Here is a 15,524-nt window from a genome sequence, read left to right on the forward strand (position 1 = left end):
GCTGAAAAGGTAGGGGCCGCTCCGGAAACCGGGGCGGCCCCTCCTAATATCCGCATCATGTACTTCACCGATCGTGGCATCGAGGAACTGGTCCAGCGGCGCGGCGAGGAGACCGTGACACTGGAGTGGCTCGGCGAGCAGCTGCGCACCTTCGTCGACATGAACCCGGAGTTCGAGACCCCGATCGAGCGTCTCGCCACCTGGCTGGCCCGCGGCGACGAGGACGACGAGGACTAGATGATCAGTAGATCCGGGACCTTTGGCCCGGCCAGGGGCATTCCCGGCCGGTAGTTTGAAGGCGTGGCACGCAGCGTCTACGTAGCAGGTTTGGGCCCGTCCGTCGGTAAGGGGACCGTGGCGCTCGGCATCGTCGAGGCGCTGTCCCGGCAGGTCGCCTCGGTGGCCGTCTTCCGCCCGATGATCTCCGGTGGCAACCCCGATCCCTTGCTCGCCGTGCTCCACGAGCGCTATCCGGGACCGAACCCCGCGGATGCGTACGGCGTCACCCTCGCCGAGGCGTCCGCGCTGGTCGCCGACGGCCGCTGGGAGGAGCTGATCGGCCGGATCGTGGAGCGCTACCGGGAGGTCGAGCGGCACGCGAGCGCCGTGGTGATCATCGGGAGCGACTTCGCCGACAAGCCCGGCGAGGGGCAGGACGAGCTGCCCCGGGAGTTCGCCTTCAACGCCCGGCTGGCGAACGAGTTCGGCAGCGTGGTGGTGCCGGTGGTCAGCGGCGAGGGCCGGTCCCGGGATTCGCTCGCGGGGGCCGCGCGCGGCGCGTACCACTCGCTTGTCGATCTTGGCACGACGGTGGTGGCGGTGATCGCCAACCGGGTCCCGTCAGCGGCCATGGGTGGTGAGCCCGAAGGGCTGCCGGTGCCGTTCTGGGCCCTTCCGGAGATCCCCGCGATCGCCGCGCCGACCGTCGGCGAGGTGGCCGCCGCGCTGGACGCCGAGGTGATCGCCGGTTCCGCCGGATCGCTGGAGCGGGACGTGCTGGACTACGTGGTCGGCGCCGGGCAGGTGCCGACCGTGCTGGGCGCGCTGACCGACGGAGCGCTGTTGATCACCGCGGGCGACCGGGCGGACCTGCTGGTCGCGGCGAGCGCGGCGCACGCGGCCGGCAACGTCACGCTGGCCGGGCTGGTGCTGACCCTGGGCGAACCGGCCGACGAGCGCGCGCTCCGCGTCATCGAGCGCCTCAACACCGGCCTGGCCATGCTGGGCACCAAGACCGACAGCTACCACACGATCGCCGCGGCCGACCGGATCACGGCGCAGCTCAGCACCCCTCGCAAGATCGATGCGGCACTCGGGATCTTCGAGGAGAACGTGGACACCGCCGAGCTGTCCCGGCTGCTCGACGTGGCCCGGTCGAGCCGGGTCACCCCGCTGATGTTCGAGAACGATCTGATCGAAAAAGCCCGCGCCGACCGCCGTCACCTGGTGCTGCCGGAGGGCACCGAGGAGCGCATCCTGCGGGCCTCGGAGACGCTGCTGCGGCGTGGGGTGGCCGATCTGACCCTGCTCGGCGACCCGGAGGAGATCAACCGGCGGGCCCGGGAGATCGGCGTGGACATCGCCGGCGCGCGGCTGGTGGACCCGGCCACGAGCGAGTGGCGGCAGGATTTCGCCACCCGGTACGCGGAGATCCGCAAGCACCGCGGCGTCACCCTGGATCTGGCCTACGACGTGGTCACCGACGTCAACTACTTCGGCACCCTGATGGTGGCCGGCGGTCTGGCCGACGGCATGGTCTCCGGCGCCACCCACACCACGGCCGCGACGATCCGCCCGGCCTTCGAGATCATCAAGACGGTGCCCGGGCTGACCGTGGCGTCCAGTGTGTTCTTCATGCTGCTCGCCGACCGGGTGCTGGTCTACGGCGACTGCGCGGTCAACCCCGACCCGGACGCCGAACAGCTCGCCGACATCGCCCTGTCCTCGGCCCAGACCGCCGCCGCGTTCGGGATCGAGCCGCGGGTCGCCATGCTCTCCTACTCCACCGGCAGCTCCGGGGCGGGCGCCGACGTGGACAAGGTGGCGGCGGCGACCGCGCTGGTCCGGCAGCGGCGGCCCGATCTGCCGGTCGAGGGCCCGATCCAGTACGACGCGGCGATCGACCCGGCGGTGGCCGCCGCCAAGCTCCCCGGCAGCGCCGTCGCCGGCAAGGCCACGGTCTTCGTCTTCCCGGATCTGAACACCGGCAACAACACCTACAAGGCGGTCCAGCGATCGGCGAACGCGGTCGCGGTCGGCCCGGTGATGCAGGGCCTGCGGCGACCGGTCAACGACCTGTCCCGCGGCGCGACGGTCAAGGACATCGTGAACACGGTCGCCATCACGGCGATCCAGGCGGGAGCGAAATGACTCGGGTGCTCGTGCTCAACAGCGGCTCGTCGTCGCTGCGGTACCGGCTCTTCGACGGTTCGGACGTGCTGGCCAAGGGCCTGATCCAGCGGATCGGCGAGCCCGGCGGCGACGCGGCCGACCACGGTGCCGCGCTGCGGCGGCTCATGGACGAGCTGGACCTGTCCGGGCTGACCGCGGTCGGGCACCGGGTGGTGCACGGCGGCGAGCGGTTCACCGCCTCGACCGTGGTCGACGACGAGGTGCTGGCGGCCATCGAGGAGCTGATCCCGCTCGCCCCGCTGCACAACCCGGCCGCGCTGACCGGGCTGCGGGTGGCCCGTGACCTGCTGCCCGGAGTCCCGCAGGTGGCCGTCTTCGACACCGCGTTCCACGCCACGATCCCGCCGGAGGGCGCGCTCTGGGCGATCGACCGGGAGGTGTCGCGCAAGTGGGGGCTGCGGCGCTACGGGTTCCACGGGACGTCGCACGCGTACGTCTCCCGGGAGACCGCCCGGGTGCTCGGCCGGCCGGTCGCCGACACCAACGTGATCACGCTGCACCTGGGCAACGGGGCCAGCGCCACGGCGGTCCGCGGCGGGCGCAGCGTGGCCACCTCGATGGGCCTGACCCCGCTGCCCGGGCTGGTGATGGGCACCCGCTCGGGCGACATCGACCCGAGCCTGATCTTCCATCTGCACCGGGTGGCCGGGCAGTCGCTGGACGAGATCGAGGAGATGCTGACCCGCCGGTCCGGGCTGCTCGGCCTGACCGGGGACAACGACATGCGTACGGTGCAGGAGCGGTGGGCGGCCGGCGATGCGGACGCCACCCTGGCCTACGACATCTACTGCCGGCGGATCCGCGAGTACACCGGCTCCTACCTGGCCGTCCTGGGCCGGGTGGACGCCATCACCTTCACCGGCGGGGTCGGGGAGAACTCACGGGAGATCAGGGCGACGACCATGGCGGGCCTGGAGGCCCTCGGCATCGCGATCGACCCGGACCGTAACCGGGCCAACGCCTCGATCATCTCTCCCGACGGCTCCCCCGTGACGGTCTGCGTGGTGCCCACCGAGGAGGAGCTGGAGATCGCCTCCGAGGCCCGTAGGGCGGTCGGGGCCTAGAGGACCAGCCAGGCCAGCAGGGCGATCAGCAGGACCGCCACGGCGCCACCGACGAGGTAGGGCATTTTGGACGGTGCCGCGTCGTCCGGCCCCGTCCGGGAGAAAGCCCGGAACGCCTCGGTGTTGCCGCTCGGGTCGACTTGGTTGTCAGGCATGGGGCCGACCCTAACCACACAGGTCAAGGTTGGCGAAACACATCCACCTGTTCGGCGTAACCCGGTGTGATGTCCGCTACCAGGGAACTCTGATCTTCTGACGGCACAATGGTCGGCGTGTTGCGCCGTTCCCTCCTCGCCCTTGTCGCCACGGCCGGTCTGGCCGCCTGCACCTCCGCTCCTCAGAAAGAAGCGGAACCCGTCCCGGAGAAGACCACCACCCCTGCCGGTACGACCGAGTTCGACTTCAACCGCGGCGGCGACCGCCCCCTGCCGACCAAGGTGTGGCTGCCCGCCGCCGGTGGGGCCCGCCCGCTGATCTATTTCAGCCACGGCCTGACCTCCCAGCCCGACGACTACGCCGAGCTGCTGACCGCCTGGCAGGCCGCCGGTTTCGTGGTGGCCGCCCCGAAGTACCCGCACACCTGGCACGAGGCGCCCGAGTACAACGCCGACGACATCGTCAACCAGCCCGCCGACGCCCAGTTCGTGATCACCGAGGTGCTGAAGGCGCTGCCCGGCCGGATCGACGCGAACCGGATCGCGGCGGCCGGGCATTCGGCCGGCGCGATCACCACGATCGGCCTGTTCAGCGGCAGCCGGGACGAGCGGCTCAAGGCCGGGGTGCTGATCGCCGGCCGGCAGATGCCGCAGCCCGCCCCGTTCTCCGGCACGCCGGCGCCGCTGCTGTTCGTCCAGGGCAAGCTCGACGCGACGGTGACCTACGAGCAGGCGTACGGCGCGTACAACGAGGTGAGCTGGCCCAAGGGCTTCCTGGAGCTTCCGCAGGGCACCCACCTGCCGCACCGGGACCAGCCGGCCGTGGTGGCCGCCACCACCACGGATTTCTGGCACTGGACCCTGGACGGCGACGAGGCCGCCAAGCAGAAACTGCCGCAGGACGCCTCGTCGACCGGCGTGGCCGGCCTGACCAGCGCCTTCTAGAAGGCGACGACGACCTTCCCGAAGACGTCACCGGCGGCGAGGCGGGCGAACGCCTCACCGACCGCGTCGAACGCGAAGGTCGAGTCGATCACCGGGCGGGCCCGGCCGGACGCCACCAGCTCGAGCAGGGCGGCCAGCTCGTCCGGGGTGCCCATGCTGCTGCCCAGGATCTCCAGCTGCATGGCGAAGACCCGGCGCAGGTCGACCTGGGCCAGGTGGCCGGCGGTCGCCCCGCACACCACGATCCGGGCGCCCGGGGCGGAACACTTCATCGAGTGCTCGAAGGTGGGCGCGCCGACCGACTCGATCACCACGTCGACGCGCTCCGGCAGCCGGGCGCCGGACTCCACCGCGGTGGCGCCCAGCTCGGCGATCCGCTCCCGCTTGGCGGCGTCGCGGCTGGTCACGTAGACCCGCTTGCCGAGGCCCGCGGCGAGCGCCACGGCCGCCGTGGACACGCCGCCGCCCGCGCCCTGGACCAGCACCGAGCCGGCCTCGGCGACCCGGCCCCGGGTGAACAGCATGTGGTAGGCGGTGAGCCAGGCGGTCGGCAGGCAGGCGGCCTCGGCGAAGGACACCCCGGCCGGCAGCGGGATCAGGTTCTCCCGGGGCGCGGCGAGACGCTCGGCCAGCGTGCCCGGGTGCCGCTCGGAGAAGAGCGAGAAGCCCCGTGGATCGGCCTTGTCCTCGACCACCGGGTAGACCACGACCTCGTTGCCGTCCGGGTCCACCCCGGCCGCGTCACAGCCGAGGATCATCGGCAGCCGGTCGGCGGGCAGGCCGACCCCGCGCAGGGACCAGATGTCGTGGTGGTTGAGCGAGGATGCCCGTACGTCGACGGGCACCCAGCCGTCCGGGACGGAGAACGGCAGGTCACCCACGGTCAGGCCGTCGAGCGGCGCTTCGGGGTGCAGGGCGGAGGCGTAAGCAGCTCGCATGACCCGACCTTAGGGCTGGTTCAGGGGACCACAGAAGCGTGATCCCCTGAACACCGTCGACTAAACGCTCTGCCGCGTCTGGGCCGGAGCCGGCGTGGCGGTCCGGCGGGCGACCCCGTCCTCGATCGCGGCCGCGGCGACGGCGGCGGCGACCGCCGGGGCGACCCGCGGGTCGAGCGGCGACGGCACGATCGCCTCCGGGCGGAGGTCGTCGGCGACGATGGCGGCGATCGCGTCGGCCGCCGCCACCTTCATCCGGTCGGTGATCGTGGTGGCCCGGACGTCCAGCGCGCCCCGGAAGATGCCGGGGAAGGCCAGCACGTTGTTGATCTGGTTCGGGAAGTCGCTGCGGCCGGTCGCGACGATCGCCGCGTACCGGTGCGCGATCGCCGGCGGAACCTCCGGCGTCGGGTTGGCCAGCGCGAAGATGATCGCGCCCGGGGCCATGCCGGTCAGCGCCTCCTCCGGGATGTTGCCGCCGGAGACGCCGACGAGCACGTCGGCGCCGATCAGCGCCTCCGCGATCCCCCCGGTACGCCCGGAGACGTTCGTGACGGCGCCCAGCTCCGCCTTCATCCCGTTCAGGTCGCCGCGCTCGGCGTGGATGATGCCGCGCGAGTCGACGACGATCATGTTGGCGCCCTGGACACCGGCCGCCATCAGGGTGTTCGTGATCGCGACACCGGCCGCGCCGGCCCCGCTCACGACGACGCGCAGGTCACCGAAGGAGCGGCCGAGCAGCTTCGCGGCGTTACGCAGGGCGGCCAGCGTGACGACCGCGGTGCCGTGCTGGTCGTCGTGGAAGACCGGGATGTCCAACTCGGCGTCGAGGCGGCGCTCGATCTCGAAGCAGCGCGGCGCGCTGATGTCCTCGAGGTTGATCCCGCCGAACGACGGCGCCATCGCCTTGACCGTGGCGATGATGCCCTCGACGTCCTGCGTGTCCAGCACGATCGGGATGGAGTCGACGCCGCCGAACTGCTTGAACAGGACCGACTTGCCCTCCATGACCGGCATGGCGGCCTTGGGACCGATGTTGCCGAGACCCAGGACGGCGGATCCGTCGGTGACCACGGCGACCGTGTTCGACGTCCAGGTGTAGTCGGCGTAGAGCGACTCGTCCTCGGCGATCGCCTCGCACACCCGGGCGACACCCGGCGTGTAGGCCAGCGAAAGATCGTCACGGCTGGCCAGCGGAATGGTCGCGCTCATCGTCATCTTGCCCCGGCGGTGCAGGTCGAAGACGGGATCGGCGGCGAGGGCGGGATCGAGTTCGAAACTGAAGAAAGACACGGTGAAACTCCACACTGCATCGACATTGATACGTGGCACCAGCGGGTCCTGGTCGCGAGTATGCGCCAGGCGGCGGTGCATGCGGGGATCACCCGGTAAACCGTCCACAGCACGGGTGTGCGCTGGGGATTAGAGGACACTAACTTAACCGGAAGGGTCTCGGGTAGTAGCGAAATATCACACGCCCGATGACATCGGCGACGCCGTGAGCACGGGAATCGTCCTCCACGAACTGATTGTCACCGACCAGCCACCACCCGCCGTCGCGCTTTTCCACGGCCCGTTTCACGACCAGCAGACCCGGCCGGGAACGGAACTCGCCGACGACGATGTCCCCAGCCCTTACATGATCTTCCCCCCGGCGCACGATCAGGGCATCTCCGGACCGCAGAGTCGGAGCCATCGAGGGCCCGTTCACAAGCACCGCGAACAGTGGTAATTGCCATCTCAACGCATCAAGCCTCCGTCGCGTTACGTCCGGGCTGTAAGGGGTAGGGTCAACCTCGGATCATCGCAAACTCTATGGAGGAGTCCTGATGCGACTTCCGCGTTTCCTCACCCCGCGCACCGTGGCCAGCGCGCACTGCGACCTGCCGTGCGGCGTCTACGACCCGGCCCAGGCCCGGATCGAGGCCGAGTCGATCAAGGCGATCGCCGAGAAGTACCAGGGGAACACCGACCCCGAGTTCCGCACCCGGGCCATCCTCATCAAGGAGCAGCGGGCCGAGCTGGTCAAGCACCACCTCTGGGTCCTGTGGACGGACTACTTCAAGGCCCCGCACTTCGAGAAGTACCCGAACCTGCACCAGCTCTTCAACGAGGCCACCAAGCTCGCCGGCGCCGCCGGTGCCAAGGGCTCGGTGGACCCGGCGATCGCCGAGCAGCTGCTCGGCAAGATCGAGGAGATCTCCAAGATCTTCTGGGAGACCAAGCAGGCCTGATCCGCGCCTGTGCCGACGGCCGGCCCGCCCCGTGCGAGCCGGCCGTCGGCGTCTCACTCCCCCGTTTTCCAGGCCATATCACCCACACATCGGAACTCGCGGTCACCGGGTGCTCCCGCAGCGTCCCGCAGCCGCTAGAGTCTCTCCATCGGGAGGAGGCCTCGGATGACTCAGCTGATCGACACGGAGCCGGTCGTCGGAGACGACGTCGTACTACTGACGGTGCCCGCCGACGGCGGCTATCTCAGCGTCCTCCGGACGGCCACCGCCGGCCTGGCGGCCCGCCTGCACTTCGCCCTCGACGAGATCGAGGACCTGCGCATCGCCGTCGACGAGGCGTGCGCCATGCTGCTGGCCATCGCCACCCGCGGCGCCGAGCTCGAGTGCCGCTTCGCGGTCACCGACGACGCCCTCACGGTCGAGGTCACCGTCGCCACCGTCCGCGGCGCCCGCCTCCCCTCCGAGTCGTCCTTCGCGTGGAAGGTCCTCACGGCCCTGACCACGAGCGCCGCCGCCGAGGCCAACGGCCGCCAGGCCACGATCCGCCTCCTGACCCGCCGCACCGAGTTCTAAAACCCCTTCTTTCGGTACGGGGGGGTGCGCCGCCCCCGCCGAATCCCGGCCGCCCCGTGGCACCCCGCGACCGTCATGCCGGGCCAAGCCTGACCGGGCGGCTGGCGCCGCACGGTCCGACCCGGGCGGCTGGCGCCGCACGGGCCACCGGGTCCAGCTGGACCTCAACGACTAGCGCCGATCGCTGCCCGCCTTCCGGCCGGGTGAGCGCACACGTTGCGCTGCCCGTGGGCCCGGGCTGCCGCTAAAACGAGGGTGAGCGACCACGGACGTCGTCGCGTGCGCGCTAACCGGCGCGAAACGGGCCGGGGAAGTAGGCGGCGATCAATTGGCCAGCAGGATCAGCGCCGTCTCAAGCCCCACGAAACAGCGCTCATGGCTAGCCGCGAAGATCCAGTCGGCAGGGTTGGTTGGTTGATCTTTTCGGCTGGACCCGGTGGACCGTGCGGCGCCAGCCGCTCGGGCCGGACCGTGCGGTGCCAGCCGCCCGGTCAAGCTGGACCACCGAGCTCAGCCCGGCGGGCGCGGCACAGGCTGGAGTGGCAGTCGCTCGCGTGAACCGACGGGACTACCAGGATTCGGCGGGGGCGGCGCAGCCCGTACCGGAAAGGGGTTGAAAAGAGAAGCGCACCCCTCTCACCGAAAGGAACCGCCCGGCCGAAGACGGCCTGGTCAGCGGACAGTTTCGGCGATGAATTCGAGGTGGGCGGCCGCTGTCCGGGTGGCGCCGTCGGCATCGCGGGCGACCACGCAGTCGAGGATCGCGCGGTGATCGGCGTCGATGCGGTTCCAGTAGTCGGCGGGGAGGCCGCTGGTCACCTCCTCGCCGTAGGTGGCCTCGTACAGCGGGAGGCTGACCAGCTCGAAGAGCGGGTTGCCGGTGGCCTTGGCCATCGCCCGGTGGAAGGCGGCGTGTGCCGCCATCATGGTGTCGAAGTCGTCGATCGCCGGGTCGAAGAGGGCGCCCCGCAGCTCGGTGAGGTGGTTGTCGGCGCGGCGGACGGCGGCCAGGCCGGCGGCCGGGACCTCCAGGGCGCGGCGCAGCTCGAGCAGGTCGGCGAGGCCGACGTCGGCGGAGTGGGCGAGCAGCGCGAAGCCGGTGGAGAGGCCGTCGGCGAGCTGGCCGGCGTCGGGGTGTGCGACGAAGCTGCCGCCGGTGACACCTCGCGTCGTGACGATGAGGTGCTGGCTGGCGAGAAGGCGGAGGGCCTCACGCACCGTGCTCCGGCTGACGCCGATCTTGACGCACAACTCGGGTTCGGGTGGTAGCCGCTCGCCGGGTTGGAGGCGGCCGGACGTGATCTCCGCGCGTAGCTCGTCGGCGAGCTGCTGGTAGGCGGGCGGGCGCACCGTTGAGCCGGTCACCCGTCCAGGTTAGGCCCTGATCCGCACCGGAAGACCGGCTAATCGACGCCCAACGCTCGGCTACTGGGTGGAAGAAGGATCAGCGATGCGGTCAGCGCGGCCAGGGCGAGCAGTCCGGCGCCGGCCCACCGCGGGCCGATCTGGAGCAGGAAGCCGCCGGTGGCGAGGAGGAAGAGCTGCACCACGATCGCCGGGCCACGGGCCCGGACGGAGCGCCGGCCGAGGGCGCGGGCCACCGCGAAGACGGCGAGCGCGGCCAGCGCGGACATCACGGTGAGCGAGACGGCGATCGCGACGATGATGTCGTCGCTGGTCAGATCAAGGACGATCAGGTACGCGGTGAGCGCCACGAGTCCGGCGCACTGCAGGTAGAGCAGGCGGACCCCCCAGTCGAGGGTGGCTGCGTCGGCACTTGCGGGCTTCTCACCGGTCACCGCTGCACCATACCGACAGCTTCCGGGGGTTCCGCCGGGTAAGGTGCCGCGCATGCGAGCGTTGCTGGTGGTCAACCCCCGGGCGACGACGACCAGCGAACGGGCCCGCGACGTGCTGGTGCGGGCGTTGCGCAGCGCGGTGGACCTCACGGTGTCCTACACGGAGCGGCGCGGTCATGCCACGAGGCTGGCCCGGGACGCCGCCGAGAGCGGGATCGACCTGGTGGTGACGCTCGGCGGGGACGGCACCGTGAACGAGGCGGTGAACGGTCTGCTGACCGCCCCGACCGCGCTCGACGGTCTCTCCGCGACCCCGGCGGACCGGCTGCCGGCGCTGGCCGTGGTCCCGGGTGGTTCCACGAACGTCTTCGCCCGAGCGCTGGGCATGCCCCGTGACTGGGCGGACGGGACGAGCGTGATCCTGGACGGGCTGCGGGACGGCCGGCACCGGGTGATCGGGCTGGGCCGCGCCGACGACCGCTATTTCTGTTTCACGGCCGGGCTGGGCTGGGACGCGGCGACCATCCGCCGGGTGGAGCAGTCCCGGCTGCGGGGCCGTACGTCGACGCCGGCCCTCTACATGCGCGCGACGTTCGGCCAGTTCTTCACCGGCCTGGACCGTAAGGATCCGCCGCTGACCCTGGAGCGCCCGGATGAGACGCCGGACACCGGGCTGGCCACGGTGATCGTGCAGAACACCGCCCCATGGACGTACGTCGGTGACCGTCCGGTCCATCTGAATCCGGACGCCTCGTTCGATTTGGGTCTGGATGTGACCGCCCTGCGCCGCCTCACGATCGCGGCCGGAGCGCGGACCGTGACACAACTCGCGTGGCGTAGCGGTGATCCACGCGGTAAACAGGTGTTGCGTCTGCATGACATCGCGGAGTTCACCGTCGTGGCGTCCCGGCCACAGCCTTTCCAGCTGGACGGTGACTACCTAGGGGACCGACAGAAGGTGCACTTCGTGTCCGTCCCCTCGGCTCTGCGTGTGATCTGCTGACGTCGGGGTACGTGTCTCCGCACGTGCTCACGATCAGTTACAGAGCGCGGGCAAAAGGTCTGCGAGATGGCCGGGACCGTACTACATTGATGGGAGCGTTCGTCAACCGGCTCCGGCGACAGCGGCGGAACCGGACATATGGGTGCGTGAGCCAGCTCACCCGCCGGGAGAAACTTCCAGCGCTACCCTTGACATCGCGTGAGTTCGTGAAAGCATTCACAAGCGATAAGAAGTAACCGGTTGCCGGTTGTGCGCGTTCCTTAATCCGGAAGCGCAAACAGCACCAAACACCAAAGCTTGCTGACGCATCGGTGAGCGTACGGGCACAAGCCGTCGCCATCACTGCGCTCGCATATAGGTAAACAGCACTGTTTTCATTACCCCATCCGAAACAAGGAGTTTGCCGCCATGGACTGGCGTCACGATGCGATCTGCCGCGACGAGGACCCCGAGCTGTTCTTCCCGATCGGGACGAGTGGTCCGGCGCTCCTGCAGGTCGAGCAGGCCAAGGCCGTGTGCCGCCGGTGCCCGGTGACCGAGGAATGCCTCTCGTGGGCACTCGAGTCCGGTCAGGACGCCGGCGTATGGGGTGGGATGAGCGAGGACGAGCGGCGCGCCGTCAAGCGTCGTGGCGGTCTTCGGATCAGCGCCCCCACCGCCTGAATCAATCCCCCAACACAGCATTTGCGCCCCGGGCCGTACGGCACCGGGGCGTCTTGCTGTTTCAGGTTCCTCACAGCCGACAACTTCAATGCGCGCTAATTTGATCACGGTACGTTTCCCCGGCCCCGCCGAAATGATCTCGAAATTCCGTCCATGACGCTTTGCGTTGCGAGTCACACACACTCCGCAATGGACGATCGGGATCGGGACGCCAATCACATCAAGGCCGTCGCCGAACGCAGAGTGGCAGTCGCGCAGAGTAGTGATCAATTCGGCCGGCTCTCAGGAATGTCTCAGGCCGCCCGAAACAGCTCTGAGAGCCGGCCGACTCGCCTCGGGCCGCGACTCAGGCCGCGACGGGCAGCGGCTCGCTCAGGACCGCCTCGGCCCGTGCGCCGATCAGCCGGACCAGCTCCGGGGCGTCGCCCAGCGGCTCGGCGGCGGTGACCGCACCGGCCTCGACGGCCGCCCGTACGGCGGTGTCGTAGAGAAGCCCGGGCGCCAGGAAGTAGGCGGCCACCCCGACCCGCCGGGCGCCGGCCGCCCGCAGCCGGGCCACCGCCTCGCCGGAGCGGGCACCGGGCCCGGAGGCGTAGGACACCGCGGACGGCAGCCCCAGACGCCGCCCCAGGGCCGCGGCCGCCTCGGCCACCGTCGCGCGTGCGGCGTCGTCTCTCGTGCCGGCAGCGGCCAGCACGACGGCGTCCAGATCATTTCCCGGGAGTCGCCGCTCCAGAGCGGCCAGCAGGAGCGGGGACGCCGGGCCGAGCACGTCGGTGGCGGTCACCGTGAGCGGGAGCGGCTCCGCCTCCCGGATCACCGCGGGCAGGTCCACCCGGCCGTGGTAGGCGGCGGTGAGCAGCAGCGGCACCAGGGCCACGCGCCGGCCGGGCAGAGCGGCCAGCACGTCCAGCGGGCGGGGCCCGTCGTGGTCGAGGTACGACGCCCGGACGGTCCAGTCGGGGCGGGCCCGCCGCACCGCCCGGGCCAGCGCCTCGGTCGACACCGCGGCCCGGGGGTCCCGGCTGCCGTGGGCCACCAGGACCACGGCCGGCCGGTACGCGAAGGTCAGACGTGCAGACCGCATTCGGTCTTCTCGAACATCGCCCAGCGGCCCGCCCGCGGATCCTCGCCGGCCTTGGTCCGCCGGGTGCACGGCCAGCAGCCGATCGAGCCGTAGCCCTTCTTGAACAGCTCGTTGACCGGCACGTTCCACCGGCTGATGTAGGCGTCCACGTCGGCCTGGGTCCAGGCGGCGATCGGGTTGACCTTCACCTTGCCCTTCTTGGCGTCGAACGCGACGACCGGCGTGTTGGCCCGGGTCGGCGACTCGTCCCGGCGCAGGCCGGTGGCCCAGGAGTCGTACTCGGCGAGGGCCCGCTCCAGCGGCTCCACCTTGCGCAGGAAGCAGCACTCGTCGGGGCTGCGGGCGAACAGCCGGGGGCCGTACTCGCCGTCCTGCTGGCCGACGGTGAGGCGCGGCCGGATCGAGCGGACGTTGACGTTCATCGTCCGGACGACCGTGTCCCGGACCTTCAGCGTCTCCGGGAAGTGCAGGCCGGTGTCCAGGAAGACCACGTCCACGCCGGGCGACACCCGGGAGAAGAGGTGCGCCACCACGGCGTCCGCCATCGAGCTGGTGACGCAGAACCGCGCGCCGAAGGTGTCGGTCGCCCACTTGGCGATCTCCTCGGCGGGCCGGCCCTCGAGCATCTCGGCGGCCGCCAGCGCGAGGGCCTTCAGCTCCTCGGGTTTCCGGCGCTCGGAGTCCGCGCTGACCGCGGGCGCGCCGAGGTTGACCAGACCAAGACCGGAGGCGTTGAGGAGACTCATGACGAACTCACTCCCTTGGACAAGAGGCCGATGAACTTGACCGAGAACACACGGGCGCAGGAGTGGCACTCCCAGGCGCCGTGCGAGGACTCGTTGGGGCGGAGGTCCTCCTCACCGCAGTAAGGGCAGTACAGGGGGGCCGATCTGGCATCGCTCATTTCAGGAGCTCCTCGTCGGCCCGCATCACCCAGTTGGCGAAGGTCTCGCCCTGGTCACGGCCGTCCAGGTAGTGCCGGGCGACGCGTTCCACGTACTCCGGAAGCTCCTCGGCGGTGGCCTTGAGGCCACGGACCTTGCGGCCGAACCCGGCGGTCTCGCCCTTGGCCATGCCCAGCGCGCCGCCCAGGTGGATCTGGAAGCCCTCGACCTGCTCGCCGTGCGAGTTCAGGACGAGCTGGCCCTTGAGGCCGATGTCGGCGACCTGGGTGCGGGCGCACGCGTTGGGGCAGCCGTTGATGTGGATCGACAGCTCGGCGTCGAAGCCCTTGAGCCGGTCCTCGAGCCGGGCCACCAGCTCCTCGCCGCGCGCCTTGGTCTCGACGATGGCGAGCTTGCAGTACTCGATGCCGGTGCAGGCCATGGTGCCCCGGCGGAAGGCCGACGGACGGGCCTCCAGCCCGATGCCGCGGAGACCTTCGATGATCGGCTCCACCTGGTCGTCGGCGATGTCCAGGACCAGGAGCTTCTGGTACGCCGTGAGCCGCACCCGCTCCGACCCGTGCTTCTCGACGAGGTCCGCGAGCGTGGTCAGCTGGGTGCCGGACGACCGGCCGACCACCGGGGCCGCGCCGATGTAGTTCCGCCCGTCGATCTGCTTGTGCACGCCGATGTGGTCGAGCGGCTTCTCCGGCAGCTCCGGGGCCGGGCCGTCGATCAGCGCACGGCCCATGTACTCCTTCTCCAGGACCTCGCGGAACTTCGCCACGCCCCAGTCGGCGAGCAGGAACTTGAGCCGGGCGCGGTGCCGCAGGCGGCGGTAGCCGTAGTCCCGGAAGATCCCGACGACGCCCTCCCAGACGTCCGGGACCTCGGCCAGCGGCACCCAGACGCCGAGCCGCTCGGCCAGGCGCGGGTTGGTGGACAGGCCGCCGCCGACCCAGAGGTCGAAGCCGGGGCCGTGGTCGGGGTGGTGCACACCGACGAAGGCGATGTCGTTCGCCTGGTAGGGGCCGTCGGGCAGCCAGGAGATGACCGACTTGAACTTGCGTGGCAGGTTCGAGTAGCGCGGGTCGCCGACGTACCGCTCGACGATCTCGTCGATCGCCGGGGTGGCGTCGATCACCTCGTCGGCCGAGACCCCGGCGACCGGGCTGCCCAGCACGACGCGGGGGCAGTCACCGCAGGCCTCGGTGGTCTGGAGGCCGACCGCCTCGAGCCGGCGCCAGATCTCCGGCATGTCCTCGACCCGGATCCAGTGCATCTGGATGTTCTGCCGGTCGGTGATGTCGGCGGTGTCCCGGGCGAACTCGGTGGCGATGCCGCCGATGACGCGCAGTTGTGCGAGGTTCAGCGCGCCGCCGTCGATCCGCACGCGGAGCATGAAGTACTCGTCCTCGAGCTCCTCCGGCTCCAGCACCGCGGTGCGGCCGCCGTCGATCCCGGCGCGCCGCTGGGTGTAGAGGCCCCACCAGCGGAACCGGCCGCGCAGGTCGGCCGGGTCGATCGAGGAGAACCCGCCGTGGGCGTAGATGTTCTCGATCCGGGCCCGCACGTTGAGCGGGTTGTCGTCCTTCTTGCTGCGCTCGTTGGGGTTGAGCGGCTCGCGGTGTCCGAGCGCCCACTGACCCTCGCCGCGCGCCTTGCGGGGGCGGGCGGTCGGCCTTGCAGCGGGAGTGTTGCTGGGCGCCATCTCGGCGTTCCTCCGGGTTTCGTGGGCGCGCTGTGCCGCTCACGGCCCGTGGGAGG

The 15,524-nt window shown here is 70.7% G+C and carries 17 protein-coding genes; 8 read left to right on the forward strand and 9 right to left on the reverse strand.

The genetic code is table 11. The features are described from left to right. Positions 1 to 57: 57 nt before the first annotated feature. The 3 genes from IEZ13_RS04575 (at position 58) to IEZ13_RS04585 (ending at position 3,476) form a co-directional block, all read left to right on the forward strand. A complete protein-coding gene (locus IEZ13_RS04575; protein ID WP_183216924.1) occupies positions 58 to 237 on the forward strand; it encodes a DUF6104 family protein in 180 nt (59 codons plus the stop codon). Positions 238 to 300: 63 nt separating this feature from the next. After that, entirely contained in the window at positions 301 to 2,370 is a 2,070-nt protein-coding gene (pta, locus tag IEZ13_RS04580) for a phosphate acetyltransferase (RefSeq protein WP_183216926.1), read from the forward strand. Beyond that, positions 2,367 to 3,476: an acetate/propionate family kinase gene (locus IEZ13_RS04585; protein WP_183216928.1), complete on the forward strand. Its 1,110-nt coding sequence runs from the start codon at positions 2,367 to 2,369 to the stop codon at positions 3,474 to 3,476. Before pta ends, IEZ13_RS04585 begins: the two co-directional genes overlap by 4 nt. Here IEZ13_RS04585 and IEZ13_RS04590 read toward each other — a convergent pair. Then, positions 3,473 to 3,631 (reverse strand): hypothetical protein, encoded by a 159-nt coding sequence (locus IEZ13_RS04590; protein ID WP_183216929.1) that lies wholly within the window; start codon positions 3,629 to 3,631, stop codon positions 3,473 to 3,475. The genes IEZ13_RS04585 and IEZ13_RS04590 overlap by 4 nt on opposite strands. Positions 3,632 to 3,748: 117 nt before the next feature. Between IEZ13_RS04590 and IEZ13_RS04595 the strand changes: the two genes are divergently transcribed. After that, complete coding sequence (locus IEZ13_RS04595; protein ID WP_229794434.1) at positions 3,749 to 4,576, forward strand: alpha/beta hydrolase family protein; 828 nt, start codon at positions 3,749 to 3,751, stop codon at positions 4,574 to 4,576. On the opposite strand, the gene IEZ13_RS04600 is transcribed toward IEZ13_RS04595, so the two are convergent. The 3 genes from IEZ13_RS04600 to IEZ13_RS04610 form a co-directional block, all read right to left on the reverse strand. Further along, positions 4,573 to 5,514, reverse strand: coding sequence for a zinc-binding dehydrogenase (locus IEZ13_RS04600; RefSeq protein WP_183216930.1), 942 nt, complete (start codon positions 5,512 to 5,514; stop codon positions 4,573 to 4,575). The two genes, IEZ13_RS04595 and IEZ13_RS04600, sit on opposite strands and share 4 nt — an antisense overlap. 60 nt (positions 5,515 to 5,574) lie before the next feature. Next, positions 5,575 to 6,732 (reverse strand): NAD(P)-dependent malic enzyme, encoded by a 1,158-nt coding sequence (locus IEZ13_RS04605; protein WP_183217251.1) that lies wholly within the window; start codon positions 6,730 to 6,732, stop codon positions 5,575 to 5,577. 214 nt (positions 6,733 to 6,946) lie between these two features. Further along, positions 6,947 to 7,258 carry a S24/S26 family peptidase gene (locus tag IEZ13_RS04610; protein WP_221244936.1) on the reverse strand — a complete coding sequence of 104 codons (312 nt, stop codon included), beginning with the start codon at positions 7,256 to 7,258 and terminating at the stop codon, positions 6,947 to 6,949. A gap of 85 nt (positions 7,259 to 7,343) precedes the next feature. Between IEZ13_RS04610 and sodN the strand changes: the two genes are divergently transcribed. Then, positions 7,344 to 7,748, forward strand: coding sequence for a superoxide dismutase, Ni (gene sodN / locus IEZ13_RS04615; protein ID WP_183216932.1), 405 nt, complete (start codon positions 7,344 to 7,346; stop codon positions 7,746 to 7,748). 165 nt (positions 7,749 to 7,913) lie between these two features. Then, positions 7,914 to 8,321, forward strand: coding sequence for an ATP-binding protein (locus IEZ13_RS04620; RefSeq protein WP_183216933.1), 408 nt, complete (start codon positions 7,914 to 7,916; stop codon positions 8,319 to 8,321). 672 nt (positions 8,322 to 8,993) lie between these two features. Here the strand turns inward: IEZ13_RS04620 and IEZ13_RS04625 are convergent. Then, positions 8,994 to 9,686 (reverse strand): FadR/GntR family transcriptional regulator, encoded by a 693-nt coding sequence (locus IEZ13_RS04625; protein ID WP_183216934.1) that lies wholly within the window; start codon positions 9,684 to 9,686, stop codon positions 8,994 to 8,996. 38 nt (positions 9,687 to 9,724) lie between these two features. Next, positions 9,725 to 10,120, reverse strand: a complete 396-nt coding sequence (locus IEZ13_RS04630; RefSeq protein WP_183216935.1) for a hypothetical protein — start codon at positions 10,118 to 10,120, stop codon at positions 9,725 to 9,727. Positions 10,121 to 10,172: 52 nt separating this feature from the next. Here IEZ13_RS04630 and IEZ13_RS04635 point away from each other — a divergent pair, with 52 nt between their 5' ends. Continuing rightward, entirely contained in the window at positions 10,173 to 11,123 is a 951-nt protein-coding gene (locus IEZ13_RS04635; protein WP_183216936.1) for a diacylglycerol/lipid kinase family protein, read from the forward strand. A gap of 408 nt (positions 11,124 to 11,531) precedes the next feature. Continuing rightward, positions 11,532 to 11,786 (forward strand): WhiB family transcriptional regulator, encoded by a 255-nt coding sequence (locus IEZ13_RS04640; protein WP_183216939.1) that lies wholly within the window; start codon positions 11,532 to 11,534, stop codon positions 11,784 to 11,786. 346 nt (positions 11,787 to 12,132) lie between these two features. Here IEZ13_RS04640 and IEZ13_RS04645 read toward each other — a convergent pair whose 3' ends face one another. The 3 genes from IEZ13_RS04645 to IEZ13_RS04655 all read right to left on the reverse strand — a co-directional run bounded on the left by IEZ13_RS04645 (position 12,133) and on the right by IEZ13_RS04655 (position 15,468). Beyond that, entirely contained in the window at positions 12,133 to 12,873 is a 741-nt protein-coding gene (locus IEZ13_RS04645) for a sirohydrochlorin chelatase (RefSeq protein ID WP_183216941.1), read from the reverse strand. Next, positions 12,855 to 13,619 carry a phosphoadenylyl-sulfate reductase gene (locus IEZ13_RS04650; protein WP_183216943.1) on the reverse strand — a complete coding sequence of 255 codons (765 nt, stop codon included), beginning with the start codon at positions 13,617 to 13,619 and terminating at the stop codon, positions 12,855 to 12,857. The genes IEZ13_RS04645 and IEZ13_RS04650 overlap by 19 nt, the downstream gene beginning before the upstream one ends. Positions 13,620 to 13,773: 154 nt before the next feature. Next, a complete protein-coding gene (locus tag IEZ13_RS04655) occupies positions 13,774 to 15,468 on the reverse strand; it encodes a nitrite/sulfite reductase (protein WP_183216945.1) in 1,695 nt (564 codons plus the stop codon). Between the last annotated feature and the right edge of the window lie 56 nt (positions 15,469 to 15,524).

Source organism: Actinoplanes campanulatus, from assembly GCF_014647795.1.
In the GTDB taxonomy this organism is placed as follows: domain Bacteria; phylum Actinomycetota; class Actinomycetes; order Mycobacteriales; family Micromonosporaceae; genus Actinoplanes; species Actinoplanes campanulatus.

Coding starts and splice junctions, on each gene's coding strand:
- IEZ13_RS04575 (WP_183216924.1), top strand. CDS start 58: ATGTACTTCACCGATCGTGGCATCGAGGAACTGGTCCAGCGGCGCGGC.
- IEZ13_RS04585 (WP_183216928.1), top strand. CDS start 2,367: ATGACTCGGGTGCTCGTGCTCAACAGCGGCTCGTCGTCGCTGCGGTAC.
- IEZ13_RS04590 (WP_183216929.1), bottom strand. CDS start 3,631: ATGCCTGACAACCAAGTCGACCCGAGCGGCAACACCGAGGCGTTCCGG.
- IEZ13_RS04600 (WP_183216930.1), bottom strand. CDS start 5,514: ATGCGAGCTGCTTACGCCTCCGCCCTGCACCCCGAAGCGCCGCTCGAC.
- IEZ13_RS04605 (WP_183217251.1), bottom strand. CDS start 6,732: ATGACGATGAGCGCGACCATTCCGCTGGCCAGCCGTGACGATCTTTCG.
- sodN (WP_183216932.1), top strand. CDS start 7,344: ATGCGACTTCCGCGTTTCCTCACCCCGCGCACCGTGGCCAGCGCGCAC.
- IEZ13_RS04620 (WP_183216933.1), top strand. CDS start 7,914: ATGACTCAGCTGATCGACACGGAGCCGGTCGTCGGAGACGACGTCGTA.
- IEZ13_RS04635 (WP_183216936.1), top strand. CDS start 10,173: ATGCGAGCGTTGCTGGTGGTCAACCCCCGGGCGACGACGACCAGCGAA.
- IEZ13_RS04640 (WP_183216939.1), top strand. CDS start 11,532: ATGGACTGGCGTCACGATGCGATCTGCCGCGACGAGGACCCCGAGCTG.
- IEZ13_RS04645 (WP_183216941.1), bottom strand. CDS start 12,873: ATGCGGTCTGCACGTCTGACCTTCGCGTACCGGCCGGCCGTGGTCCTG.
- IEZ13_RS04650 (WP_183216943.1), bottom strand. CDS start 13,619: ATGAGTCTCCTCAACGCCTCCGGTCTTGGTCTGGTCAACCTCGGCGCG.
- IEZ13_RS04655 (WP_183216945.1), bottom strand. CDS start 15,468: ATGGCGCCCAGCAACACTCCCGCTGCAAGGCCGACCGCCCGCCCCCGC.